At 42.7% G+C, this 24,347-nt stretch carries 19 protein-coding genes, 1 tRNA gene and 3 rRNA genes; 8 read left to right on the forward strand and 15 right to left on the reverse strand.

What is annotated here, in order from left to right; genetic code table 11:
• Positions 1-40 precede the first annotated feature (40 nt).
• A complete protein-coding gene (locus FJ709_RS19255) occupies positions 41-1,399 on the forward strand; it encodes a sigma-54 interaction domain-containing protein (RefSeq protein ID WP_226412149.1) in 1,359 nt (452 codons plus the stop codon).
• Here the strand turns inward: FJ709_RS19255 and FJ709_RS19260 are convergent.
• From FJ709_RS19260 to FJ709_RS19290, 7 genes are all read right to left on the reverse strand, one after another.
• Positions 1,396-3,066, reverse strand: coding sequence for a diacylglycerol kinase family protein (locus tag FJ709_RS19260; RefSeq protein WP_226412151.1), 1,671 nt, complete (start codon positions 3,064-3,066; stop codon positions 1,396-1,398). The genes FJ709_RS19255 and FJ709_RS19260 overlap by 4 nt on opposite strands.
• A gap of 61 nt (positions 3,067-3,127) precedes the next feature.
• Positions 3,128-3,322 (reverse strand): hypothetical protein, encoded by a 195-nt coding sequence (locus tag FJ709_RS19265; RefSeq protein ID WP_226412153.1) that lies wholly within the window; start codon positions 3,320-3,322, stop codon positions 3,128-3,130.
• A 110-nt stretch (positions 3,323-3,432) separates the two neighbouring features.
• Positions 3,433-3,609 (reverse strand): DUF1328 domain-containing protein, encoded by a 177-nt coding sequence (locus FJ709_RS19270; protein ID WP_226412154.1) that lies wholly within the window; start codon positions 3,607-3,609, stop codon positions 3,433-3,435.
• 429 nt (positions 3,610-4,038) lie between these two features.
• Positions 4,039-5,220 (reverse strand): BaiN/RdsA family NAD(P)/FAD-dependent oxidoreductase, encoded by a 1,182-nt coding sequence (locus FJ709_RS19275; RefSeq protein WP_226412156.1) that lies wholly within the window; start codon positions 5,218-5,220, stop codon positions 4,039-4,041.
• A 156-nt stretch (positions 5,221-5,376) separates the two neighbouring features.
• Positions 5,377-6,387: an NAD(P)H-dependent glycerol-3-phosphate dehydrogenase gene (gene gpsA, locus FJ709_RS19280; RefSeq protein WP_226412158.1), complete on the reverse strand. Its 1,011-nt coding sequence runs from the start codon at positions 6,385-6,387 to the stop codon at positions 5,377-5,379.
• Positions 6,388-6,390: 3 nt separating this feature from the next.
• Positions 6,391-6,876, reverse strand: a complete 486-nt coding sequence (secB, locus tag FJ709_RS19285; protein ID WP_226412160.1) for a protein-export chaperone SecB — start codon at positions 6,874-6,876, stop codon at positions 6,391-6,393.
• Positions 6,877-7,082: 206 nt separating this feature from the next.
• Positions 7,083-7,517, reverse strand: a complete 435-nt coding sequence (locus tag FJ709_RS19290; protein ID WP_226412162.1) for a rhodanese-like domain-containing protein — start codon at positions 7,515-7,517, stop codon at positions 7,083-7,085.
• 339 nt (positions 7,518-7,856) lie between these two features.
• On the opposite strand from FJ709_RS19290, the gene gpmM reads away from it, so the two are divergent.
• From gpmM to FJ709_RS19310, 4 genes are read left to right on the forward strand one after another with little or no spacing between them, the layout of a single operon-like run.
• Positions 7,857-9,401, forward strand: a complete 1,545-nt coding sequence (gene gpmM, locus FJ709_RS19295) for a 2,3-bisphosphoglycerate-independent phosphoglycerate mutase (protein WP_226412164.1) — start codon at positions 7,857-7,859, stop codon at positions 9,399-9,401.
• 10 nt (positions 9,402-9,411) lie between these two features.
• Positions 9,412-10,545 carry a murein hydrolase activator EnvC family protein gene (locus FJ709_RS19300; protein WP_226412166.1) on the forward strand — a complete coding sequence of 378 codons (1,134 nt, stop codon included), beginning with the start codon at positions 9,412-9,414 and terminating at the stop codon, positions 10,543-10,545.
• A 35-nt stretch (positions 10,546-10,580) separates the two neighbouring features.
• Positions 10,581-11,792, forward strand: coding sequence for a S41 family peptidase (locus FJ709_RS19305; RefSeq protein WP_226412168.1), 1,212 nt, complete (start codon positions 10,581-10,583; stop codon positions 11,790-11,792).
• A 29-nt stretch (positions 11,793-11,821) separates the two neighbouring features.
• Positions 11,822-12,577 carry a divergent polysaccharide deacetylase family protein gene (locus tag FJ709_RS19310; protein WP_226412170.1) on the forward strand — a complete coding sequence of 252 codons (756 nt, stop codon included), beginning with the start codon at positions 11,822-11,824 and terminating at the stop codon, positions 12,575-12,577.
• Here FJ709_RS19310 and FJ709_RS19315 read toward each other — a convergent pair.
• The 7 genes from FJ709_RS19315 to ccoG form a co-directional block, all read right to left on the reverse strand.
• Positions 12,552-13,007 (reverse strand): Rrf2 family transcriptional regulator, encoded by a 456-nt coding sequence (locus FJ709_RS19315; protein ID WP_226412172.1) that lies wholly within the window; start codon positions 13,005-13,007, stop codon positions 12,552-12,554. The two genes, FJ709_RS19310 and FJ709_RS19315, sit on opposite strands and share 26 nt — an antisense overlap.
• A gap of 34 nt (positions 13,008-13,041) precedes the next feature.
• Complete coding sequence (locus tag FJ709_RS19320) at positions 13,042-13,293, reverse strand: YkgJ family cysteine cluster protein (protein ID WP_226412174.1); 252 nt, start codon at positions 13,291-13,293, stop codon at positions 13,042-13,044.
• 942 nt (positions 13,294-14,235) lie between these two features.
• A tRNA-Asp gene (locus FJ709_RS19325) sits at positions 14,236-14,312 on the reverse strand.
• Positions 14,313-14,405: 93 nt separating this feature from the next.
• Positions 14,406-14,521, reverse strand: a 5S ribosomal RNA gene (rrf, locus tag FJ709_RS19330).
• Between the two features lie 139 nt (positions 14,522-14,660).
• Positions 14,661-17,563, reverse strand: a 23S ribosomal RNA gene (locus FJ709_RS19335).
• A gap of 397 nt (positions 17,564-17,960) precedes the next feature.
• A 16S ribosomal RNA gene (locus FJ709_RS19340) occupies positions 17,961-19,505 on the reverse strand.
• Together the 16S, 23S and 5S rRNA genes with 1 tRNA gene alongside form the textbook arrangement of a ribosomal RNA operon.
• A 563-nt stretch (positions 19,506-20,068) precedes the next feature.
• A complete protein-coding gene (gene ccoG / locus FJ709_RS19345) occupies positions 20,069-21,496 on the reverse strand; it encodes a cytochrome c oxidase accessory protein CcoG (RefSeq protein WP_226412176.1) in 1,428 nt (475 codons plus the stop codon).
• A 77-nt stretch (positions 21,497-21,573) separates the two neighbouring features.
• On the opposite strand from ccoG, the gene FJ709_RS19350 reads away from it, so the two are divergent.
• The 3 genes from FJ709_RS19350 (at position 21,574) to FJ709_RS19360 (ending at position 23,282) form a co-directional block, all read left to right on the forward strand.
• Complete coding sequence (locus FJ709_RS19350) at positions 21,574-21,924, forward strand: hypothetical protein (protein ID WP_226412178.1); 351 nt, start codon at positions 21,574-21,576, stop codon at positions 21,922-21,924.
• Positions 21,925-22,008: 84 nt separating this feature from the next.
• Complete coding sequence (locus FJ709_RS19355) at positions 22,009-22,911, forward strand: 1,4-dihydroxy-2-naphthoyl-CoA synthase (RefSeq protein ID WP_226412180.1); 903 nt, start codon at positions 22,009-22,011, stop codon at positions 22,909-22,911.
• Positions 22,912-23,072: 161 nt separating this feature from the next.
• The gene (locus FJ709_RS19360) at positions 23,073-23,282 is read left to right on the forward strand and encodes a DUF2061 domain-containing protein (RefSeq protein WP_226412182.1); all 210 of its coding nucleotides are present in this window, start codon (positions 23,073-23,075) and stop codon (positions 23,280-23,282) included.
• Positions 23,283-23,494: 212 nt separating this feature from the next.
• Here FJ709_RS19360 and FJ709_RS19365 read toward each other — a convergent pair whose 3' ends face one another.
• Entirely contained in the window at positions 23,495-24,193 is a 699-nt protein-coding gene (locus FJ709_RS19365) for a FadR/GntR family transcriptional regulator (protein ID WP_226412184.1), read from the reverse strand.
• Between the last annotated feature and the right edge of the window lie 154 nt (positions 24,194-24,347).

A 24,347-nucleotide genomic window follows, 5' to 3' on the forward strand; every position in this document is an offset into this window, starting at 1 on the left:
TGCCATTAGTTAAATGAGCACAAAAAGGAGTAACACTGACATGGCCAGTCCTACCTTGTTTTACCACTTGCTTCACCCTCAAACGGCAACACAGCTCTTAAAAGTACCTAGTTGTGGCCATTTTAATAAAATAGCGAGTATTACTGAGCTCCCCTGGCTAACACAACTTGAGGCGAGTAACGCAGATGTGGCAATTATTGAAGTATCTCAATTAGGCCAAGCTGATTATGCCAGCCTTACAGATAACGCCTTAATGTCTGATATTGAATTTATCTTTTTAAGTGAAGGAAAACCCAACCCTAACCTTGATACATTAATGTCAAAGGGCGCAGGCTATCACTTTAGACAGCCATACAATATGGAACTGATTGATGACACTCTGGAAGATTTTGCTCAAGACTTATTATTAGAGTCGACTAAGCGTCAGCATGTATTGTCGAGTGAACTCGATCAATATGGATTATTGGTTGGATCATCCCGTGCAATGCATAAACTGTATCGCACTGTTCGCAAAGTCGCGGTGACAGAAAGCAATGTATTAATTGTTGGCGAGAGTGGTGCAGGTAAAGAATTAGTAGCTAACACCATTCATCTTGCAAGTAACAGATCAAACGAGGCTTTTATTGCAATTAACTGTGGTGCGCTCAGTCCAGAACTAGTCGACAGTGAGCTATTTGGTCACACTAAAGGGGCTTTTACCGGTGCACACCGTGATCATCGTGGGGTATTTGATCAAGCTGAAGGCGGGACGTTATTTCTAGATGAAATTACTGAAATGCCCATTGATCATCAAGTGAAATTATTAAGAGTGTTAGAAAATAGTGAATATCGCCCCATTGGCAGTGCCAGTGTAAAAAAGGCCAATGTACGTATTGTCGCCGCAACCAATCGCGATCCTGCTAGCGCTATTGAACATGGTCTTTTTCGTGAGGATTTATACTTCAGACTCGCTCATTTCCCTATTCGCGTTCCACCGCTACGTGATAGAGGTGATGATATTAGCGGGTTGGCAAAACATTTTTTAGCCTATAGAAATGTCGCAGAAAAACTCAATAAAACCTTTACGCCAGAAGCTGTCAGCTTTATTCAACAACAGCGCTGGCCGGGTAATGTGCGTGAGTTAAAACATGCCATTGAAAGAGCTTATATTCTCGCTGACGACACGATTGATAGAAGTCATTTCAACAGCTTCGAAACAGGATCTCAAACAGAAAACATGTTTGAGGAGGTTAAAGTACCTACTGGTATGCGTTTAGATGAAATTGAAAAAATAGCCATTTATCAAGCGCTAGAACAGGCTGACGGTAATAAAAATGACACCGCCGAACAACTGGGCATAAGCGTTAAAACCTTATATAACAAACTCAGTAAATATGAAGATAACAGCAATGCCGATTAACGCCTCAAAATCGGGCTTTTTTCTGGCACAAAAACCTTCAACGATTTTGGCACAACCTCTACCGTCACATCGTTAGATTCAAAAAGCTCTCCATCAATCACATAATGTGTTTTTTGTTGAGCTGTTAGGTATATTTTTTTAGCTTGGGCATGATGTATTGCATCAGACTCAAGCTTGTTATTAGTTTGGTTCCACAAACGCGTAATCCCAGTAAATAATAAATCGACCAGACTCAGTAACTGCTCTTGTGATGACTCAGTAGGCTCAATCCAAGTAATATCTAATAGTCCATCAATGATATTAGGCTCGCCATTACCTTGTGCTAGTAAACTGCTGAAAGGAGCTGAATTGGCAATCACTATACTGGTAGTCTCAATTGTATGTGTTTCACCATCATCTAATTGCATAGACAAAGATAATGGCTGATTTTCATCAATCGCATTCCATAAGCCACCCAAATAAGCAAACTGACCCGACTCATTTTTTTTGTCTCGATTAGCACTTTCAATCATCTTATGTTCAAAACCAATACCCACCAGCAACAGCATTATCCGTTCATTACACATAGCTGTATCAATAGGTTGATAATGGCCTTGAATCAAAATATCCACGGCTTGAGCAACAGGGATCACCTTACTGCCGACACCAAATAAGGTATGAGCCAAGGCATTTGTTGTCCCCATCGGAATAATACCTAATGTGATAGAGGTGTTAACCAGCATCGACGCCACCTCATTAACAGTGCCATCACCACCGCAGGCTACAACAATATCAGCACCACACTTAACGGCTTCACGGGCTTGAACTGCAGCATCTTTATCTTCAGTCGTCTCAAGCAGCTTTACTCGATAGTAGCTGGATAAGGTTTGTTGAATATACTCGGCATCATCTTGCCACTTACCACCGCCAGACACAGGATTAGCAATTAAATAGAGTGTGTTATTAATTTTAATCCGATTCTGCTGATACATTTGGGACACTTTAGCAAATTGCCATTTATTCAAACGGGCGGTATGGCGAATTTCATTAATAGAGTGCAACACCTCTTCTAAGTGACTTTTTTTATCGCGACAAGCAAGATAAGAAGCTAGCACGAGTACCGACCGCCCACGGCCTAGCGCACAATGTACTACAACCTTTTTACCGTTAAGTACCTGGTTATTTAGCCAATTTATTGCCTGATTGAGTTGCGCTTCTGACGGGACACTATGATCTAAAACAGGCACATTTAAATAATCGATATCCTCAGCCAATAATGTGCCATCTAATGCATCAAATTCAGCCGTCACATCTAGAATGGCATCAACCCCTTGGGTTTTAAGGTATTCAATATCAGAAGGAAATAAACGACATGCTAAATAGAGTTGATCTTCAATTTTTTGAATTGCGGGTACTTTATCGTGTTTTCTTGCCCAGGCATTATAAACCTGACATCCCAATAGAAAAGGGACAAATCCCCAGCTGATATACCAAGGAATTGAACCATTTTGTTTCTTACGGAAAATACCACCCGCATTAAACCAATATGCAAAACTCACTAAGCCCAAAGATAATGCCAACCAGCCAATAAAAAACTTAGCCCACGATGAATTAAGTAATATGCACAAAAGCGCGGCCAATAAAGCCCCTGCAGTATAGTAATACTTAATATTTATCTTGGTTAGCATATAAACTTCTTATTTTAAAAACAGCAAAAAGCAGCGTACTATGGTGCGCTGCTTAGTTTCTTTAACAATCAGGATCTTCTGCTTTAAGACCTTCTTTTACATCTTCACACGCGTCTTCAACTGCATTACCGGCGTCTTGCATCATCTCATCCACTTTTTCACCCGTATTTTCTGCTTTGTTGTCGGAACATGCCATCATACCTATTGTCGTTAATCCCAATAAAATCATGATACTTAGCTTTTTTAGTAAATTCATATTGAGCTCCTTGCTCACAGGCCATTCCATTAGTTATTATTACATTTAGATATACTCATTTTATATCATTAAGTAATAGGCTCAATCCATAAAGCGTAACTTAGTTAACGTTACGCTTTCGGTGCTTTACCTCGTATTGCACTTACCACTAAAGAGATAACAAGTAACACAATAAAAATAAAGAAAATTATTTTCGCAATACCGGCTGCCATACCAGCAATACCACCAAAACCTAACACTCCTGCAATGATAGCAATAACTAAAAACATCAATGTCCAACCTAACATAAGAAACCTCCTTGAGTATGGGACGATCAATAACACACAAAAATAAACTCGTAATAATGAACAACTGTTTGTGTACCATTTAACTACTTTATACCAAGCCAACTTCATGCCAACCTTGAAGCAACCAACTAAGAATCTAATAAATAAGGAAAATAAATTTAAATTCTTTATTTCAATATCATTAACAAACTCAGTTATTGGCAATAATTACCGACAATTCGGTAAGAGTTTCACATTAATTATGGGTAAAGGGGCATTCCAATAAATTATTGGGGATATCTACGGAAAATGGAGGTGGCCACAAGCAGGTGACGAAGAGACATTAGAAAAGAGATGAGCAACAAAGCGATTGATTCAAAAGAAAAACGGCCTAAAGTTATAAAGTAGAGTTCCTCTGTATTTTAGCAAAAGAACTCAATAAAAAACACTTTAAACAGCTAACCCCGCGGCCACACCAGACGACCATGCCCATTGGAAGTTAAACCCGCCTAACCAGCCACTTACGTCCATTACTTCACCAATAAAATACAATCCAGATACCTTATTGGCTTGCATGGTTTTTGATGATAACTCATTAGTATCAACACCGCCCAAGGTAACCTCTGCAGTGCGATAGCCTTCTGTACCGTTCATAACAATAGACCAGTCATTTAAATCACTAGCCAGCGTTTCACGCTCGCCATGACCTAGTTGATTTAACGCTTTATCCAACTGAGCTTCTTCAAATAAGGCCTCAACTAATCGTTTCGGTAGCCATTGGCTTAGGGTATTTCGCAGGCTTTGTTTCGGATGATGTTTGAGTGCGAATTCGATTTTATCTAACGCATTTTCACCCGGTAATAAATCGATAGAAATTGCTTCACCTGGTTGCCAGTAATTTGAAATTTGTAGCACTGCCGGGCCTGATAGACCACGATGCGTAAATAATAATGCTTCACTGAACTGAGTGCCATCTTGGGCGGTAATGGTGGTTGGCACAGCAATGCCCGATAATGGTTCAAAGCGAATTTTTTGATCACTATGCCAGGTAAAAGGCACCAAACCTGCACTGGTAGGCAGTACTTTTAAGCCGAACTGTTCTGCAATTTTATAGCCATAAGGTGTCGCGCCAAGTTTAGGCATTGATAAACCGCCTGTTGCGATAACTAATGACTCACAACTGAGCTCACCATTAGAGGTGCTTAGGGTAAAGCCTGTATCGGTTTTGCTAACAGATAAAATTTCAGTTCGCAGCTGAACCTTTACCCCAGCCCATTCACACTCTGTCATCAGCATGGTGACTATTTCTTTGGCTGAGTCATTACAAAATAACTGGCCGTGATCACGCTCTTGGTATTCAATACCATGGCGTTCAACCAATTCAATAAAATCACTTGAGCGATAACGGGCTAATGCCGATTTTACAAAGTGGGGGTTACCACAAAGAAACTGATGTGGTTCAACTTTTTGATTGGTGAAGTTACATCGTCCACCACCACTAATAAGTATTTTACGGCCAGCTAGTTTGGCGTTGTCTAGCACGAGGACATCACGACCACGATAACCCGCAGTTGCTGCACACATTAACCCTGCAGCACCGGCACCGATAATAATTACGTCATGATGTTTCACTGTTGAGACTCTCTTTAAACAAGTTGGTTATGCTGACGTTAAGGTCAAAATGTCTTTTTACATGCCATCCATGGTCTTCAAGGATAATGACTTCCATGTACAAAAAAGGGCGCTATATTAGCACCCTTTTATTGGTATTTGTATATTCGCTAGCTATTAGACTGTTTCCGATTTTTTATCTCGGCTTAACAGCTCTTTAGCTGCATCAACGGGTGCCTTGCCTTGATAAAGTACCTGATAAATTTGTTCGGTAATCGGCATTTCTACCCCTAGTCGTTTAGCTAAGGTAAATACCTCTTTGGTATTTCGATAACCTTCAACTACTTGGCCAATTTCAATCTGCGCAGTATCAACATCACACCCTTTACCAAGGGCGAGTCCAAAACGACGATTTCGAGATTGGTTGTCAGTACAAGTCAACACTAAATCGCCTAAACCAGCCATACCCATAAAGGTGTTAGCATCAGCACCGAGTGCCACACCTAAGCGAGTTAACTCAACCAGACCGCGAGTGATTAGCGCTGTTCGGGCATTTGCACCAAAGCCAATACCATCTGACATGCCTGCGCCAATAGCGATAACATTTTTTACCGCACCACCAAGCTGAATACCAGTAAAATCATCATTGGCATATACACGTAAACGTTTTGGGCTGTGTAAAAGCTCAACTAAGTCATGGGTGAACTGCGGACAAGTACCCGCTACCGATATTGCTGTTGGTAAACCTGCGGCTAATTCTTTAGCAAATGTAGGGCCAGACAATACCGCTAGGGGATAATGTTCACCTAATTGCTCACGGGCAACATCTTGTAATAAACGGCCAGTTTCAGGCTCTAAGCCCTTGGTCGCCCATACAATACGTGCATCACTGCGCAATAAGGGTTTTGCTTGCTTAAGCACGTCACCAAAAACATGGCTTGGCACAACCACTAACACATTTTTACTTGCAGCTAAGGCTTTAGCTAAATCAAGTTCAATGTGCAAACAGTCAGGGAATGTTATTCCGGGCAGGTAAGCTTCATTGCTGCGCGAATCGGCCAATGCCTGCATGCGCTTGGGATCGTGTCCCCACAATAAGGTTTTATGGCCATTACTTGCTAAAGAAATAGCAAGGGCGGTGCCATAAGACCCCGCCCCTAATACCGTTATTTCGGCAGTGCTGTTCATCACTTACGCGTTAGCTTCAGCTGGCGCTTCTGCAGCAGCCGCTTGACGCTGTTGAACATATTGAGCAAATAGTGCATCAAAGTTCACAGGCGCTAAGTTAAGTTGTGGGAAAGTACCACGGGCAACAAGGCCTGAAACAGTTTCACGAGCATATGGGAACAATACGTTAGGGCAATAAGCGCCTAAAGAATGTGCTAATTGTGGCTCTGTTAAGCCAACGATAGAGAAAATACCCGCTTGCTGAACTTCACATAAGAAAGCTGTTTCGTCGCCATTTTTAGCGGTAACAGTTAAAGAAAGTACCACTTCATAAGTATCGTCAGATAACTTAGTACTGCGCGTGTCTAAGTCTAACTTAACTTCTGGGTTCCACTCTTTTTGGAAAACAGCTGGGCTGTTTGGTGTTTCAAAAGACAAATCCTTTGTATAAACACGCTGAATGTTAAACTGTGGTGCAATTGCTTCGTTGTTTGCTATTTCTTCAGCCATGATATCCTACCTATATAATGTTATTTTTCGCTTTTCTGTGGAGCGAATATGGTGTTGGGCTAATAAATGAGGGTAACCTCGCCTTGCCCCTAAAGTCGATCATACATCGAAAAGCGACTAAGCACCTTTACCAGTAAGACCAAAAACTAATAGTGTCGATTTTTGCTCAACACTATGTGTTTACTGCAATATGATGAAACTGGTGACTATCTCTTGCTTTTAACAACCGGCATATTTGCTGATTGCCAGTCGCCCATACCACCTTTAAGGTTATGCACGTTTTCAAAGCCTTGCTTAACAAGAAGTTGAGCCGCTTGAGAAGATGTTACGCCAGCGTTGCATACTAATATAATGGGGCTGGTTTTAAACTTTTCAAGACTCGTGGCCTGATTATTTTTAATTTCAGACAATGGCACGTTAATAGAATCAACGATATGGCCTTTTTTAAACTCTTCTTTGCCACGCACATCGACAACTTTAGCGTCTTGCTTGTTCATCATTAGCGTGAGTTCATGATTGTTAACGGTCTTTACTTTTGATGTACTTGATTTGAATGTCGTCACAATTAAAGCAAAAAATAAGCCAGCCCAAGCCAAAGACAACATTGGGTTTGCTCTTAAAAATTCAATATATTCTTGCATGGTCACTGCCTATAACGTATCGAGCTAAGATTAATTTGGCCAAGAGTATATACCCAAACAAGCTTAAGATACAGGGCTCAGAGTGACATCAAAGTGGTTAGGTAAGATTCAATATTGGTGGATATGTTAATTACCTTTCAGACAATTTTTCACACAGAATTACGTACCTCAAACAAGGTCAAAAAGTGTTAATTGCGTAAACACTCACATATAAATGAAATTTAATCACCTGTTAGGGCAATCGAGAACCTAAGCCTGTTGCCAACAGCTAATAAGTAGTAATATTTATCCAATTTCATTTTTAACTTCATCTTTAACACTTTAAATAAGGGTACTTCCATGACGACAACTAAACGTCCGCTGGCACTGCTTATTCTTGATGGCTGGGGCTATCGTGAAAATCCGCAAGATAATGCGATATTTCACGCTAACACTCCGGTCTTGGATAAGTTAACAGCCACCTATGCTAACAGCTTAATTTCAGGTTCAGGTCTTGATGTAGGTTTACCTGATGGCCAAATGGGTAACTCTGAAGTTGGCCATATCAATATTGGTTCTGGTCGCATTGTTTATCAAGAACTAACGCGGATCAGTAAAGCCATTGAAGATAATGAATTTGAACAAAACCAAACGCTGGTTGATGCGGTAGATAAAGCTATTGCCGCAGACTGTGCGGTTCATATTATGGGGCTGTTATCACCCGGCGGCGTTCATAGCCATGAGCAACACATAGAAGCAATGTGCCGCATGGCGGTTTCCCGTGGTGCTAAAGCCGTTTACTTGCATGCCTTCTTAGATGGCCGAGATACTCCACCAAGAAGCGCCAAAGGCAGTATTGAGCACTTTAATACTGTTTTTGCCGAAATAGGAACAGGTCGTATTGCATCCTTAATTGGACGCTACTTCGCATTAGATCGTGATAATCGTTGGGATCGAGTCTCGCAAGCTTATGAACTGATTACTGAAGGCAAAGGTAAGTTTGACTATACGAACTCAGTCGATGCACTTGAAGCCGCTTATGCTCGTGATGAAAATGATGAATTTGTTGCCGCATCGGCTATTGTTGATGCAACTGGCCAGGCAGCGACACTGAATAACAACGATGCATTAATTTTCATGAATTTCCGCGCAGATCGTGCACGTCAAATTAGCCGCAGCTTTGTTAATCCAGATTTTGATGGCTTTGTTCGTCATAAAACACCCAAAATTAACTTTGTCATGTTGACCCAATACGCTGACGATATTAAAGCACCTGTGGCGTTTGAATCAGACAATCTTGTTAATACACTTGGTGAAACACTGCAAAAACAAGGTAAAACTCAGCTACGTATTTCTGAAACAGAAAAGTATGCCCATGTAACCTTCTTTTTCAATGGTGGTAAAGAAGCACCATTTGACGGAGAAGACCGTATTTTAATTGAGTCACCTAAAGTGGCTACCTACGATTTACAACCAGAAATGAACTCAACTGAGCTCACCGACAAACTGGTAGGTGCGATTGAATCAAACAAATACGACGTGATCATGTGTAATTACCCTAATGGCGACATGGTTGGCCACACAGGTAAGTTTGATGCCGCGGTAAAAGCGTGTGAAGCAGTAGACGCGTGTATTGGTCGAGTAGTAGAAGCATTAGCCAAAGTAGGGGGTGAATGTATTATCACCGCTGATCACGGTAACGCTGAGCAAATGACCGATCCAACTACTGGTCAAGCCCATACTGCGCACACAAGTGAATTAGTTCCTTTCATCTATGTCGGTCGTGATGCTACTATCAAACCTAACGGCCGCTTATGTGACATCGCACCAACGATGTTAACGTTAATGGGGCAAAGTGTGCCAACCGAAATGACCGGCCGCTGTATCATTGACTTAAAAGAGTAATTAATTACCTGTGATAATTCGTTTCTTTGTTAAAGCCAGCATTTTCGCTGGCTTTATAATACTATCCTATGCCGCAACAGGCGCCGACCTCAGCAAACGTCAGTCTGAGTTAAAGTCTATTCAGACACAAATCAATGCGCAGCAAAATGATTTAAAAAACACCTCAAAACAACGAGAAAAACTCATCACATTACTTAAAAAAGATGAGCAAGCCATTGCACGCGCGGCAAGCAGGGTAAATGAAACTCAAACCTCATTAAAAAACATCAGCAGCCAACTTATTGATTTAGAAAAACAACAAAAAAGCTTAACGGCACAAAAAATTGGCCAACAAAAAACCTTATCAAAGCAGCTATCTAGCGCTTATTTAGCTGGAAACCATGATTATAGCAAGATGATGCTCAATCAGCAAAACCCAGCAACGATTGAACGCATGCTGGCTTACTATCAATATTTAAACAATGCGCGTATCAAAGCGATAAGCAAACTAAAAACCACTAGTGAGCAATTAGTTGAAGTTCAAAACAAACAAGTCAAAAAGCAGCAGCAACTGAACACAGTGATGATTGACCAGAAACAACAAGCTAAACAATTAAGTAATGAACAAAATCAACGCCAGCAAACCCTAACTCAAATTCAGCGCACCCTATCCAACAAAGGTGCTCAGCTAGAACAATTACAAATTGAAGAAGCCAGCTTAAAGCGTATTGTCGAACAAGCTGTTGTTACGGCAAAAGCCAACCCATTAATGGATGGGCTTGAGAATAGAAAAGGTAAACTAAGCTGGCCAACAAAAGGTCGCATGAGTGAACGTTTTGGCAGCAACCGTTCTGGTCAAATAAAATGGAAAGGTGCTGTATTAACCGCACCAGAAGGGCAAAACATTAAAGCTGTTGCCGCGGGTAAAGTAATATATGCCGATTGGTTACGAGGTTTTGGTATGGTGATGGTACTCGACCACGGTAAAGGCTATATGAGTCTATACGGCCATGCTCAAACCTTATTCAAGGAAGCTGGCGATAATGTTAACGATGGAGAATCGATTGCTTTAGTCGGTCGTTCAGGTGGACAGACCGAACCTAGCCTATACTTTGAAATAAGACATAAAGGGCAAGCGGTCGATCCAGCAAGATACTGTCGCTAGGATAACGTAAACAGCCCATGGTTATAGGGGCAGTTATGCATCAAACAATTCGTTATATTAGTTGCTTTATACTTGGCGTCTGCGTGGCGCTATCGATCAGCATTTCAAGTTTAGAGCACGCTAATCCAAAGCCTGCCTATTATGATTTTGACTACCCACTTTTAGTCGATGTTATTGATACTGTTGAAACTTACTACGTAGATAAAATAGATCGACAGCAACTTATTGATGCTGCAATAAAAGGGATATTCAAAGAACTTGACCCCTACTCTGGATTTCTAACTCATGAAGATTTTCAGGCAATAAGCGACTCCAACAAAGGTGAGTATTTTGGTTTTGGGTTTGAAGTCGCGACTGATGATGGAAAAATTACCATCATCAGCCCCTTCAAGAACTCACCAGCAGAACGTGCAGGTATTAAAGCGGGTGATAAGATTATCAAGCTTAATGATACGTTTGTTGATGCCACAAACCTGCAAATGGTATTAACCGAAATCAGGCAGTATAGTAATAACAACAAAGCCATCTCCCTAAGTCTTCAACCCATCACAAGTAAAGTGCCCCTTACAATCACCTTACAGCCAGACTTTATTCGCATCAATTCTATAAACAGTAAAATTATTAACGGGGATATTGGTTACTTGCATCTGACAAGTTTTCAGGAAGATGCAACCGATGCGATAAGCAAACAAGCAATAAAATGGCAGCATTTACCACTAAGAGGGCTAATTTTGGATTTACGCAATAACCCAGGAGGACTACTTGATCAAGCGATTAGTATTGCAGATTTATTTCTTGATCACGGTCGAATCGTGACAACTACTGGACGTATTTTTGATGCAAATGAAGATTACTATGCCTCATCAGATACTATTTTTGCTAAAGTCCCCATGGTTGTGTTAATCAATAAAGGTTCAGCATCGGCTTCGGAAGTTTTAGCGGCGGCGCTGCAAGAAAACCATCGCGCAACCTTATTAGGAGAAACCAGTTTTGGTAAAGGAACAGTTCAAAGCCTTATCCCCATACTTGGCCAAAGTAATGCGATCAAACTAACTATTGCAAACTACAGTACCCCTAATGGAAATAATATAAACACTGTAGGCATTACACCAGATATAGAAATATCAATTACTGCTGTTACAGATGAGATGAATGTGCCTATAATCGGTACAGAAAAAATGTTAGATAATGATTACGATCAGCAAATCGACTCAGCTATCGCCTGGATAGATAGCAGAGAAAACTAAATAAAATCAAAAAGAAAACAATAATAACTGTGCGCTTTTTATTAATAATAATATTACAATTTGCCTGTTTTTCATCATTAAATGCAGCAAACTTAGCTATCATCATTGACGATATTGGATACCGTCAAACAGATGAGGCAGTTTTGTCATTGCCTCAAAATATTACCTTATCAGTCTTACCGCACACACCTTTAGGACAAAGGCTAGCATTAGAAGGCCATAATAAGGGCTATGAAATAATGATACATTTACCAATGCAGGCTTTAAGCGGTAATGCCTTAGGCCCTGGTGGATTGACCAATGACATGAACGAGCAACAAGTTAAACACGAAATAACATCTGCTTTTGGAAATATCCCTTTTGCCCGCGGGGCGAATAATCATATGGGTAGCTTACTGACTCAATTAGAAAAGCCAATGCTTTGGGTCATGCAAAGCTTAAAAAGCAAGCAAGCGTATTTTGTCGACAGCATGACAACTAAATATAGTAAGGCGAGTGATAAAGCAAAAGCGGTAGGAGTGCCATTATTACAGCGGCAAGTCTTTTTAGATAATGACTTACGCCAACACGCACTGGAAAAGCAGTTCAAACAAATTATTTATCAAGCAAAGCAACGAGGTACACTGGTTGCTATTGCACATCCGTATCCTGAAACTGTTGCCTACCTAAAGGCCAACCTTCCTAGGCTGAAAGAAAATGGTATCAACTTAGTACACACTTCAGATTTACTTGCGACCGATATAGCTAAGGTTTATTCAACTAGCTCATATCAAACACTGAGATAGATAAATCAGGTAAGGTAGAGATTAACTCAGATTTATTGTTTACTATATCCGCTAAAGAATATAGATCCAATACAGCTAAATAAGCAGCAACCGCTTTTCCTAATACCCCTTTCAAATTGCATACGGGTGTAAAGCGGCAAAATGGTTCTTCACAATTAACAGCAATTAATGAGTGTTCTAGTTGTCTAACCAACAAGCCTATTTGGATATCCTTAACAGGAATAGCTAATTTAAACCCACCACTCTTACCCCGGATAGTTTTTAAATAACCTAACTTTCCAAGCTGATGAATAATTTTAGCAACGTGATTTGATGATAAATCAAAAACGTTAGTTACCTCAGCAATACGGAACAATGCATCTCGCTCTGGTTGTACAGCAAGGTACATCAAAATGCGGATACCATAATCTGTATAGCGGGTTAATTGCATTGATAAACCATACTCTATAAAAGAAAAGAAGACTTTAACATGTTGAACGCTCTAGATCATTGATCAACCATAAGGCTTGCTCATTTGAAGAGCCACAAACATCTATACTTGCAGAAAAACCACTACACACTGAAGGCCTCTCTGGTTTACCGAAGATCATACATAGGTTTTCATCACTTAATTGAGCACAACGGACACCTGCGGGTTTTCCGTCAGGCATCCCAGGTATAGCACTCGTAATCGACGGCGAAATACAACACGCACCACAACCCAATCGACAATCCATTCTAATCTCGTATAGTAAAGTAACCAATTATATATCTGATATAACATTTAAAGAAACACTAACAGTTCTGGTGTACCACTCAATACATTTAAAAAACTCGTTTTATAAAATATTGATGAATATCGATATCAATTTCAAACAGCGATATGAATATCTCATTAGAAAAGTTATCAAACAATACCGAGTACTTTGCTGAACTAACAGAACTACCACAGATATTTACAAATTTCATATACGAAGAAGGCCTTTGCATTACAGCAAAGGCCTTCATCTTAAGTTCGCGAAGCGGACGCTGCTTGTAACAAGAGTGAACCCGCGACCTCCGGCGTGACAGGCCGCTGCCCCGAATCTATGTCTCGAAAAAGTCTTAACCAACAAAACTTTCACCAATATTTATAAATTTCACATACGAAAAAGGCCTTTGCATTGCTGCAAAGGCCTTCGTCTTAAGTTGGCGGAGCGGACACTGCTGGTAACAAGAGTGAACCCGCGACCTCCGGCGTGACAGGCCGCTGCCCCGAATCTATGTCTCAAAAAAGTCTTAACCAACAGAACTATTACCAATATTTTTAAATTACACACACGAAAAAGGCCTTTGCATTACTGCAAAGGCCTTCGTCTTAAGTTGGCGGAGCGGACACTGCTGGTAACAAGAGTGAACCCGCTGCCCCGAATCTATGTCTCAAAAAAGTCTTCACCAACAGAACTTTCACCAATATTTGTAAATTTCACATACGAAAAAGGCCTTTGCATTGCTGCAAAGGCCTTCGGCGAAGCGAACGCTGCTGGTAACAAGAGTGAACCAGCGCCCCCCGGCGTGACAGGCCGCTGCCCCGAATCTATGTCTCGAAAAAGTCTTAACCAACAAAACTTTCACCAATATTTATAAATTTCACATACGAAAAAGGCCTTTGCATTGCTGCAAAGGCCTTCGTCTTAAGTTGGCGGAGCGGACGGGACTCGAACCCGCGACCCCCGGCGTGACAGGCCGGTATTCTAACCAACTGAACTACCGCTCCTTTAGCAAATTGCTTACGCACGATGCTAAATCTTTTTAAGTCACTGATATGTCACTATCAGGAGACTTCTCTTTCTTAAAAGAGAAATTAGGCGCCTGGAAATGACCTACTCTCACATGGGGAGACCCCACACTACCATCGGCGATACTGTGTTTCACTTCTGAGTTCGGAATGGGATCAGGTGGTGCCACAGCTCTATGGTTTCCAGACAAATTTGGTTATCTAACGCCATTTAACTAGCATTAAATAATAATTCGGAAAGCTGATTGCTCATTAGAGCTTCTTGAGTTCGCACTGTCTAAGTGTCCCATCCTAACAACTAAGGTTAGTAAAACCCATCTGGGTTGTATGGTTAAGCCTCACGGGTCATTAGTACAAGTTAGCTCAACGCCTCACAACGCTTACACACCTTGCCTATCAACGTAGTAGTCTCCTACGGCCCTTTAGAGAGCTTAAAGCTCTAGGGATGACTCATCTTGGGGCTCGCTTCCCGCTTAGATGCTTTCAGCGGTTATCGATTCCGAACGTAGCTACCGGGCAATGCCATTGGCATGACAACCCGAACACCAGCGGTTCGTCCACTCCGGTCCTCTCGTACTAGGAGCAGCTCCCCTCAATCATCCAACGCCCACGGCAGATAGGGACCGAACTGTCTCACGACGTTCTGAACCCAGCTCGCGTACCACTTTAAATGGCGAACAGCCATACCCTTGGGACCGACTTCAGCCCCAGGATGTGATGAGCCGACATCGAGGTGCCAAACACCGCCGTCGATATGAACTCTTGGGCGGTATCAGCCTGTTATCCCCGGAGTACCTTTTATCCGTTGAGCGATGGCCCTTCCATTCAGAACCACCGGATCACTATGACCTACTTTCGTACCTGCTCGACGTGTATGTCTCGCAGTTAAGCTGGCTTATGCCATTGCACTAACCGTACGATGTCCGACCGTACTTAGCCAACCTTCGTGCTCCTCCGTTACTCTTTGGGAGGAGACCGCCCCAGTCAAACTACCCACCAGGCACTGTCCTCAACCCCGATAAGGGGCCAGAGTTAGAACATCAAAACTACAAGGGTGGTATTTCAAGATTGACTCCACTCCATCTAGCGACGAAGCTTCAAAGTCTCCCACCTATCCTACACATGTAGGTTCAATGTTCAGTGCCAAGCTATAGTAAAGGTTCACGGGGTCTTTCCGTCTAGCCGCGGGTATACGGCATCTTCACCGCAATTTCAACTTCACTGAGTCTCGGCTGGAGACAGCGTGGCCATCATTACGCCATTCGTGCAGGTCGGAACTTACCCGACAAGGAATTTCGCTACCTTAGGACCGTTATAGTTACGGCCGCCGTTTACCGGGGCTTCGATCATGAGCTTCTCTTGCGATAACCCAATCAATTAACCTTCCGGCACCGGGCAGGCGTCACACCGTATACGTCATCTTGCGATTTTGCACAGTGCTGTGTTTTTGATAAACAGTTGCAGCCACCTGGTATCTGCGACTGCCGTCAGCTTAGGGAGCAAGTCCCATCACCAACAGCAGCGTACCTTCTCCCGAAGTTACGGTACCATTTTGCCTAGTTCCTTCAGCCGAGTTCTCTCAAGCGCCTTGGTATTCTCTACCCGACCACCTGTGTCGGTTTGGGGTACGATCCCTACTAACCTGAAGCTTAGAAGATTTTCCTGGAAGCATGGCATCAACTACTTCATCACCTTAGTGACTCGTCATCAGCTCTCAACGTGTACATTTAAGTACGTGTTCCCGGATTTGCCTAAGAACACCGCCTACTACCTTAAACGCGGACTACCAACGCCGCGCTAGCCTAGCCTTCTCCGTCTCTCCATCGCAGTTAGCAGAGGTACAGAAATATTAATCTGTTTTCCATCGATTACGCCTTTCGGCCTCACCTTAGGGGTCGACTCACCCTGCCCCGATTAACGTTGGACAGGAACCCTTGGTCTTTCGGCGAGGGAGTTTTTCACTCCCTTTATCGTTACTCATGTCAGCATTCGCACTTCTGATACGTCCAGTGTGGGTTACCCCTTCACCTTCAACCGCTTACAGAACGCTCCTCTACCGCTTGCAGTAAACTGCAAACCCGTAGCTTCGGTGGTATGTTTAGCCCCGTTAAATCTTCCGCGCAGGCCGACTCGACTAGTGAGCTATTACGCTTTCTTTAAATGATGGCTGCTTCTAAGCCAACATCCTAGCTGTCTAAGCCTTCCCACATCGTTTCCCACTTAACATACACTTTGGGACCTTAGCTGACGGTCTGGGTTGTTTCCCTTTTGACAACGGACGTTAGCACCCGCTGTCTGTCTCCCGAGTAGTACTCATTGGTATTCGGAGTTTGCAAAGGGTTGGTAAGTCGGGATGACCCCCTAGCCTTAACAGTGCTCTACCCCCAATGGTATTCGCTCGAGGCGCTACCTAAATAGCTTTCGAGGAGAACCAGATATCTCCGAGTTTGATTGGCCTTTCACCCCCAGCCACAAGTCATCCGCTCATTTTTCAACATAAGTCGGTTCGGTCCTCCAGTTGATGTTACTCAACCTTCAACCTGCCCATGGCTAGATCACTCGGTTTCGGGTCTACGCCTTGCAACTAAACGCGCAGTTAACACTCGGTTTCCCTACGGCTCCGCTATTCGCTTAACCTCGCTACAAAACGTAAGTCGCTGACCCATTATACAAAAGGTACGCAGTCACGGTCTCAAGAACCGCTCCCACTGCTTGTACGTATACGGTTTCAGGTTCTATTTCACTCCCCTCACAGGGGTTCTTTTCGCCTTTCCCTCACGGTACTGGTTCACTATCGGTCAGTCAGGAGTATTTAGCCTTGGAGGATGGTCCCCCCATATTCAAACAGGATGTCACGTGTCCCGCCTTACTCGTTTTCATCTATGGTTAGTTTTCATGTACGGGGCTATCACCCTGTGCCGCTGAGCTTTCCAACTCATTCCACTAACACCCCATAGACTTAAGGGCTAATCCCCGTTCGCTCGCCGCTACTAGGGGAATCTCGGTTGATTTCTTTTCCTCTGGGTACTTAGATGTTTCAGTTCCCCAGGTTCGCCTCATACAGCTATGTATTCACTGTATGATGACCACTTATGTGGCCGGGTTTCCCCATTCGGATATCGTTAGCTCAAATGCTTATTACTAGCTCGCCAACGCTTTTCGCAAGTTATTACGTCCTTCATCGCCTCTGACTGCCAAGGCATCCACCGTATACGCTTAGTCACTTAACCATACAACCCAAATGAGTTTCACTGCCCTTGTAAACAAGAGAATGAACTAATCAGACTGTATCGCAACTAGCTGGTTTTTACTTGTCTCACTCCCGACCAGGAAGTGTGACTCGCCTTAGTTTTTAGAATATTCAAGACACTTAAACAGTGTTTTGAGAACTCAAGATACTGATGCTTTCGCATCAATATTATTTTCGCACTAACCTAATCACACAAACGACAACGAATCATCATCTATGCGCCTTTAGTTAGTACTATCAGCTTTCCAAATTGTTAAAGAACAACACTTAACCGGCAAGCGGTGTGTTTCACTCTACTTCCGAAGAAGTTAACAAGTAATCTGTGTGAACACTCACATGCATCTCTGCACTTTTAGGTATTGAGTTAGTCGTATAGGTAAGGAGGTGATCCAGCCCCAGGTTCCCCTAGGGCTACCTTGTTACGACTTCACCCCAGTCATGAACCACAAAGTGGTGAGCGTTCTCCCGAAGGTTAAACTACCCACTTCTTTTGCAGCCCACTCCCATGGTGTGACGGGCGGTGTGTACAAGGCCCGGGAACGTATTCACCGTGACATTCTGATTCACGATTACTAGCGATTCCGACTTCATGGAGTCGAGTTGCAGACTCCAATCCGGACTACGACGTACTTTGTGAGATTAGCTCCACCTCGCGGCTTTGCAACCCTCTGTATACGCCATTGTAGCACGTGTGTAGCCCTACTCGTAAGGGCCATGATGACTTGACGTCGTCCCCACCTTCCTCCGGTTTATCACCGGCAGTCTCCCTAAAGTTCCCGACATAACTCGCTGGCAAATAAGGATAGGGGTTGCGCTCGTTGCGGGACTTAACCCAACATTTCACAACACGAGCTGACGACAGCCATGCAGCACCTGTCTCACAGTTCCCGAAGGCACAAGTCCATCTCTGGTCTCTTCTGTGGATGTCAAGAGTAGGTAAGGTTCTTCGCGTTGCATCGAATTAAACCACATGCTCCACCGCTTGTGCGGGCCCCCGTCAATTCATTTGAGTTTTAACCTTGCGGCCGTACTCCCCAGGCGGTCTACTTAATGCGTTAGCTTGGGAGCCCAGTGACTAAGTCACCAAACTCCGAGTAGACATCGTTTACGGCGTGGACTACCAGGGTATCTAATCCTGTTTGCTCCCCACGCTTTCGTGCATGAGCGTCAGTCTTTGTCCAGGAGGCCGCCTTCGCCACCGGTATTCCTTCAGATATCTACGCATTTCACCGCTACACCTGAAATTCTACCTCCCTCTACAAGACTCTAGTTCCCCAGTTCCAAATGCAATTCCTAGGTTGAGCCCAGGGCTTTCACATCTGGCTTAAAAAACCGCCTGCGCACGCTTTACGCCCAGTAATTCCGATTAACGCTCGGACCCTCCGTATTACCGCGGCTGCTGGCACGGAGTTAGCCGGTCCTTCTTCTGTAGGTAACGTCACAGCAATAGTTTATTAAACTACTGCCTTTCCTCCCTACTGAAAGTGCTTTACAACCCGAAGGCCTTCTTCACACACGCGGCATGGCTGCATCAGGCTTTCGCCCATTGTGCAATATTCCCCACTGCTGCCTCCCGTAGGAGTCTGGGCCGTGTCTCAGTCCCAGTGTGGCTGATCATCCTCTCAGAACAGCTAGGGATCGTCGCCTTGGTGAGCCATTACCTCACCAACTAGCTAATCCCACCTAGGTTCATCCAATCGCGAAAGGCCCGAAGGTCCCCTCCTTTCCCCCGTAGGGCGTATGCGGTATTAGCAGTCGTTTCCAACTGTTATCCCCCTCGACTGGGCAGATCCCTAGGCATTACTCACCCGTCCGCCGCTCGCCGGCAAAGATAGCAAGCTACCTTCCCGCTGCCGCTCGACTTGCATGTGTTAGGCCTGCCGCCAGCGTTCAATCTGAGCCATGATCAAACTCTTCAATTAAAGTTTTTTTGAAACCCGAAGGTTTCGGCTCAATGAATTCTGATTGCTTTATCAACCGAAGTTAACAAAGTCTTTTTGTACATATTGCTATGAACATTCATCGTTGCATTGAGTTTAAATTTTTTGATTGCTCTTCCTAAGAAGAAGCAATTTCGAATAACTCAATACCTGTGAATGTCCACACAGATTTCTTGTTTAAGTTGTTAAAGAGCGTTGATGTTAATTTTTCAAACATCGCCGTTGGACGCTAGGTCGTTGGCTTGGGCTGCGTATTCTACAGACCCTGTTGTCAGCGTCAAGTGTTTTTTCAAACTTTCTTTTCGCTGTTGATTTGATGATGAAACCGAAGTTTTTACCCTTTCAAATCAATCTAACTCGCTACTTTGCTTTCGCGCTGTGCCGTGTCAGTGGATGCGCATTATAGGGAGATTCTGAGGCAGTGCAAGGGCTTTTAAGAAGTTTTTTATCAAAACGGCATTGATGGGGTGTTTTTTGGACGAAACGCACAAAAAAGGGACTGTTCGTCCCTTTTTCATATGCTTTATGACTATTCTTACTGTTTTTTACTCACCGAAGAATCGTGTTTCTTGGGTAGTAATGACAGATTCACCATCTATTTCAGTTCGTACAACGATATTGATGTTGGTAACGCTACGTTTTAGCTCTACCGGGTCAATTGCTACACTAATAGGTAATGTTAGAATTTCACCTGCTGCGATACTGACATTGTCCAGTCCGATCCATCTCGCATTATTCAGTCCTTCTACGCTTAACTGGTAATCGTGCTTAGCTTCAGTCTTATTCAGTATTTTAATCGTGAAGGTGTTTTCTATTTCACCTCGATTGTTTTCACGGTAAAGGGCGTTGCGATCACGGATAACATCCATTCGAACCGGCGCTATGGTTGCACTGGCGTAGACAAACAGTAATATCATCACAGTTAATATAACGCCGTAACCAACTAACTTAGGACGCAGCACGGTCTCTTTAACATTATCAAGCTTGTTTTCTGTGGTGTAACTAATTAATCCTTTAGCATATCCCATACGTTCCATGGTGTTGTCACATGCATCAATACATGCCCCACAGTTAATACATTCATATTGCAAGCCGTTACGGATATCTATTCCCGTTGGACAAACCTGAACACAAAGATCGCAGTCAATACAATCTCCTAATCCCTTTTCCTTAGGATCATCTTTACGAGAACGAGGCCCGCGTGTTTCACCGCGCTTAGCGTCATAGCCAACAATATAGGTATTCTTATCAAACATTGCTGCTTGGAATCGCGCATAAGGACACATATGAATACACATAATCTCTCGCATCCATCCTGCATTACCGTATGTAGCTATGGTAAAGAAAATCACCCAGAAGTAGATACTACCATCGGCATTTAACGTAAAGACATCAATATACACTTCTCTTGTCGGAATAAAATAAGATACAAAGGTCATAGCGGTTAAGAGGGAGACAAAGATCCAAGCGGTATGTTTTGCGGTTTTACGCCATACTTTATCAAGGCTCCATGGCATTTGATCTAACTTGATACGCTTATTACGTGCACCTTCAAATTTCTCTTCAAACCAGATAAAGATGAATGTCCATACCGTTTGCGGGCAGGTATAACCACACCATACTCGACCAAGATAAGTAGTGACAAAGAATAGGCCAAATGCGGCAATCATAAAGAGGGCAGCGAGCAATGTTAAATCTTGTGGCCAGATAGTGAGGCCAAAGACGTGAAATTTCTGTTCAGCAAGATGAAACCATACTGCTTGGCGGTCGCCCCATGGGATCCATGGCAGTATTAGAAAGAACAACATGGTAACCCAGCCCATACGACGACGGACTCGTGTCCAAAGCCCATCAACAGCCCGTACATATATACTGTTGCTGGGATTAAAACGGTCTGCCTTATCTGCATCTGGCTGATGAATCTTAATTCGATTTTGCTTCGAATAATCTTTAGGTTTCGATTCTATTGTCATTTTACAGCCTTACTACATTAACATTACAAAGAAACTGGAATAGTATATACCTTTCTAACATCAACTCGGACAAAAAAATGAGAGGTTGGATAGGTTTAGCCATCATAGGTGGCATTATTTATTACTTTGCAACAGAAACTGACAAGCTCGATGAGCCTATAGAATATGTGCAAACTATGTTTGATACGGCAGATAAAAAAGTCTCGTCAATGACTGGTACTAAAATTCAGCGAGTAGATCATAAGCTCCCTATTCTTAAAGAGAAGATTTATGAGCGCTTATCTACTATAGAGATTCGCGAGCTTGATGGTGTCTTCACCGATAGTGACTCTATTGCAGAGTTTAAAGAAACATATTGCTCAAGCTCAAAAGGAAGCCACCCTGTGTTTAGTCGGGATAACCTACAATTCATTTGCGATCAGATATAGTTAACGTTTTTATACTCGCTAGATTGACCTATATATTAATACAGCATAGCCTTTGGATAATGGATTGAAGAAGGCTAGCTTATAATGACACAACCAATTTCAGATATATTTGACTCAACACTTTGGAACACTGTAAGTGGCTTCGACTTTGAAGACATCACTTATCATCGCGCTAAAGATCAAGGCACTGTGCGTATTGCGATTAATCGCCCTGATTGCCTTAACTCATTTCGCCCAAAAACTGTAGATGAACTCTTTATCGCTTTAGACCACGCAAGACAATGGTCAGATGTTGGCTGTGTGCTTATCACTGGCAATGGACCATCAGCAAAAGGTCAATACTCTTTTTGCGCAGGTGGAGATCAACGTATTCGCGGTAAAGACGGTTATAAATATGAAGGCGCTGAAGAAGGTAAGCCCGATGTCGCCCGCATGGGACGTCTGCATATTTTAGAAGTGCAGCGGTTAATTCGATTTATGCCTAAAGTGGTTATTGCGGTTGTGCCCGGTTGGGCTGTTGGCGGCGGTCATAGTTTACATGTGGTTTGCGATTTAACATTAGCATCTAAAGAGCATGCTATTTTCAAGCAGACCGACCCTGATGTAGGCAGTTTTGACTCAGGTTATGGCAGCGCTTATTTAGCTAAGATGATTGGCCAGAAGCGCGCCCGTGAAATTTTCTTCCTGGGATTTAATTACTCTGCAGAAGAAGCTGTTGATATGGGCATGGTTAACCGTGCTATTCCACATGCTGAGCTAGAAATAGAAGCCTTAGCATGGGCGAAGGAAATTAACGCTAAATCACCTACCGCAATGCGTATGCTTAAATACGGTTTTAACATGGTAGATGATGGCTTAGTTGGCCAACAACTGTTTGCCGGTGAAGCAACTCGTTTAGCTTACGGTACTGAAGAAGCACAAGAAGGGCGCGATGCCTTTTTAGAAAAGCGCGACAAAGACTTTTCTAAATTTCCTTGGCATTATTAATTGTTTGACGATTCAATGAAACTTTAAAAAGTGAATTATAAGCCTGCTTTGTCTCAGCAGGCTTATTGATTTAAAAAATCGATTAACCCAACTAATAAATTTAGCTTTCAATCACAAATGATAATCACTATCATTTAAGCAAATCAATTGGGGGTCTTATTATGAAAAAAACAATGACATTTGCTGTACTGCATTTTTCTGTCGCATTTACGGTTACCTACCTTCTCACTGGCAGTATTGTCATTGGCGGCGCGGTTGCATTAATAGAACCGGCGGTAAATACAGTGGTATTTTATTTTCACGATAAAATTTGGAACCGTATTGAAGCAAAGAAGTTAGCTCAAGAACTCGAGCTAACGGCTATCCATTAATCAGCCTCAATCACTTGGTATGGCAACCTAGCTAGACACTCTAGTAATGGCAATATAACAGTGCGCACCTATGTTTCAGCAAAACACTGCATACAAAGGCGACTTTACGATATTGGTTTGAATATTTGAACTGCTATTGCCTGATCAAATTGGTTTTAGGCTGTTTTAGCCGTTTGTGCACTTATGTGATAACCGTAGAGGAAGTTTAAAAATTATAATCTAGAATCAATTAACACTAATAACTCATTAATAATCTTAACCATGCCCGTTTTTGCTAACTCCGGCTGTCGCATTCTTATCGCATTATAAATAGCAGCATGATCTTGCACATTAGCACCATTAACGCCTTTCATTTGATTGGTATAACGCAAACTTACCTTTAATGCAGTACTGGTAAAACCGGTCATTTGAATAAAAAAGCGATTATTACTAGAGCATAGAATATTTGCATGAAACAAAATATCGGCCTCAAGTGGATCTTCAAGCCCCAACTCGGCATCCTTCATTCGCTGTAACGCTATACCTAAATGCTCTATCTGCTCAGCAGTTGCGCTTTTGGCTGCCAATGCTGCAGCTTCTGGCTCTAATGCTAAACGCATTTGCGTAAACTCTTTTAATAATGATAAAGAGGGTTTACTGCTTAGTATCCAATGTAAGACATCAATATCAAACATATTCCATTGGCTTTCTGGCATCACTCTTATGCCCTGCTTTGGGCGTGAAGTAATCAAGCCTTTAGCCGACAACATCTTTACCGCTTCACGCGTTGAACTGCGGCTAACATCGTACTTAACACACAAATCAGCTTCTGAAGGCAACCCTTCTCCAATAGGATATTCTCCACTGACGATAGCAATACCAAGATCATGAGTGAGTTGATGGGTCAGATTTTGCCTAGGTATGCTTGCCATGCTGGTATGTCTTATTGATGTTTGACGAATACGTCACATCATACTACAAAGATCCTCTGCTTATTACTTGGTATGTGTAAATTCAGTCCAGATAATTTGTTACCTATAAAAATGGCTTAAACAGATGTTTTAGCCATCTTAATTACCTAAAATG

It is taken from the genome of Shewanella glacialimarina (assembly GCF_020511155.1).
In the GTDB taxonomy this organism is placed as follows: Bacteria; Pseudomonadota; Gammaproteobacteria; order Enterobacterales; family Shewanellaceae; genus Shewanella; species Shewanella glacialimarina.

Coding starts and splice junctions, on each gene's coding strand:
- FJ709_RS19255 (WP_226412149.1), top strand. CDS start 41: ATGGCCAGTCCTACCTTGTTTTACCACTTGCTTCACCCTCAAACGGCA.
- FJ709_RS19260 (WP_226412151.1), bottom strand. CDS start 3,066: ATGCTAACCAAGATAAATATTAAGTATTACTATACTGCAGGGGCTTTA.
- FJ709_RS19265 (WP_226412153.1), bottom strand. CDS start 3,322: ATGAATTTACTAAAAAAGCTAAGTATCATGATTTTATTGGGATTAACG.
- FJ709_RS19270 (WP_226412154.1), bottom strand. CDS start 3,609: ATGTTAGGTTGGACATTGATGTTTTTAGTTATTGCTATCATTGCAGGA.
- gpsA (WP_226412158.1), bottom strand. CDS start 6,387: ATGAACAGCACTGCCGAAATAACGGTATTAGGGGCGGGGTCTTATGGC.
- secB (WP_226412160.1), bottom strand. CDS start 6,876: ATGGCTGAAGAAATAGCAAACAACGAAGCAATTGCACCACAGTTTAAC.
- FJ709_RS19290 (WP_226412162.1), bottom strand. CDS start 7,517: ATGCAAGAATATATTGAATTTTTAAGAGCAAACCCAATGTTGTCTTTG.
- gpmM (WP_226412164.1), top strand. CDS start 7,857: ATGACGACAACTAAACGTCCGCTGGCACTGCTTATTCTTGATGGCTGG.
- FJ709_RS19305 (WP_226412168.1), top strand. CDS start 10,581: ATGCATCAAACAATTCGTTATATTAGTTGCTTTATACTTGGCGTCTGC.
- FJ709_RS19315 (WP_226412172.1), bottom strand. CDS start 13,007: ATGCAATTAACCCGCTATACAGATTATGGTATCCGCATTTTGATGTAC.
- FJ709_RS19320 (WP_226412174.1), bottom strand. CDS start 13,293: ATGGATTGTCGATTGGGTTGTGGTGCGTGTTGTATTTCGCCGTCGATT.
- ccoG (WP_226412176.1), bottom strand. CDS start 21,496: ATGACAATAGAATCGAAACCTAAAGATTATTCGAAGCAAAATCGAATT.
- FJ709_RS19350 (WP_226412178.1), top strand. CDS start 21,574: ATGAGAGGTTGGATAGGTTTAGCCATCATAGGTGGCATTATTTATTAC.
- FJ709_RS19355 (WP_226412180.1), top strand. CDS start 22,009: ATGACACAACCAATTTCAGATATATTTGACTCAACACTTTGGAACACT.
- FJ709_RS19360 (WP_226412182.1), top strand. CDS start 23,073: ATGAAAAAAACAATGACATTTGCTGTACTGCATTTTTCTGTCGCATTT.
- FJ709_RS19365 (WP_226412184.1), bottom strand. CDS start 24,193: ATGGCAAGCATACCTAGGCAAAATCTGACCCATCAACTCACTCATGAT.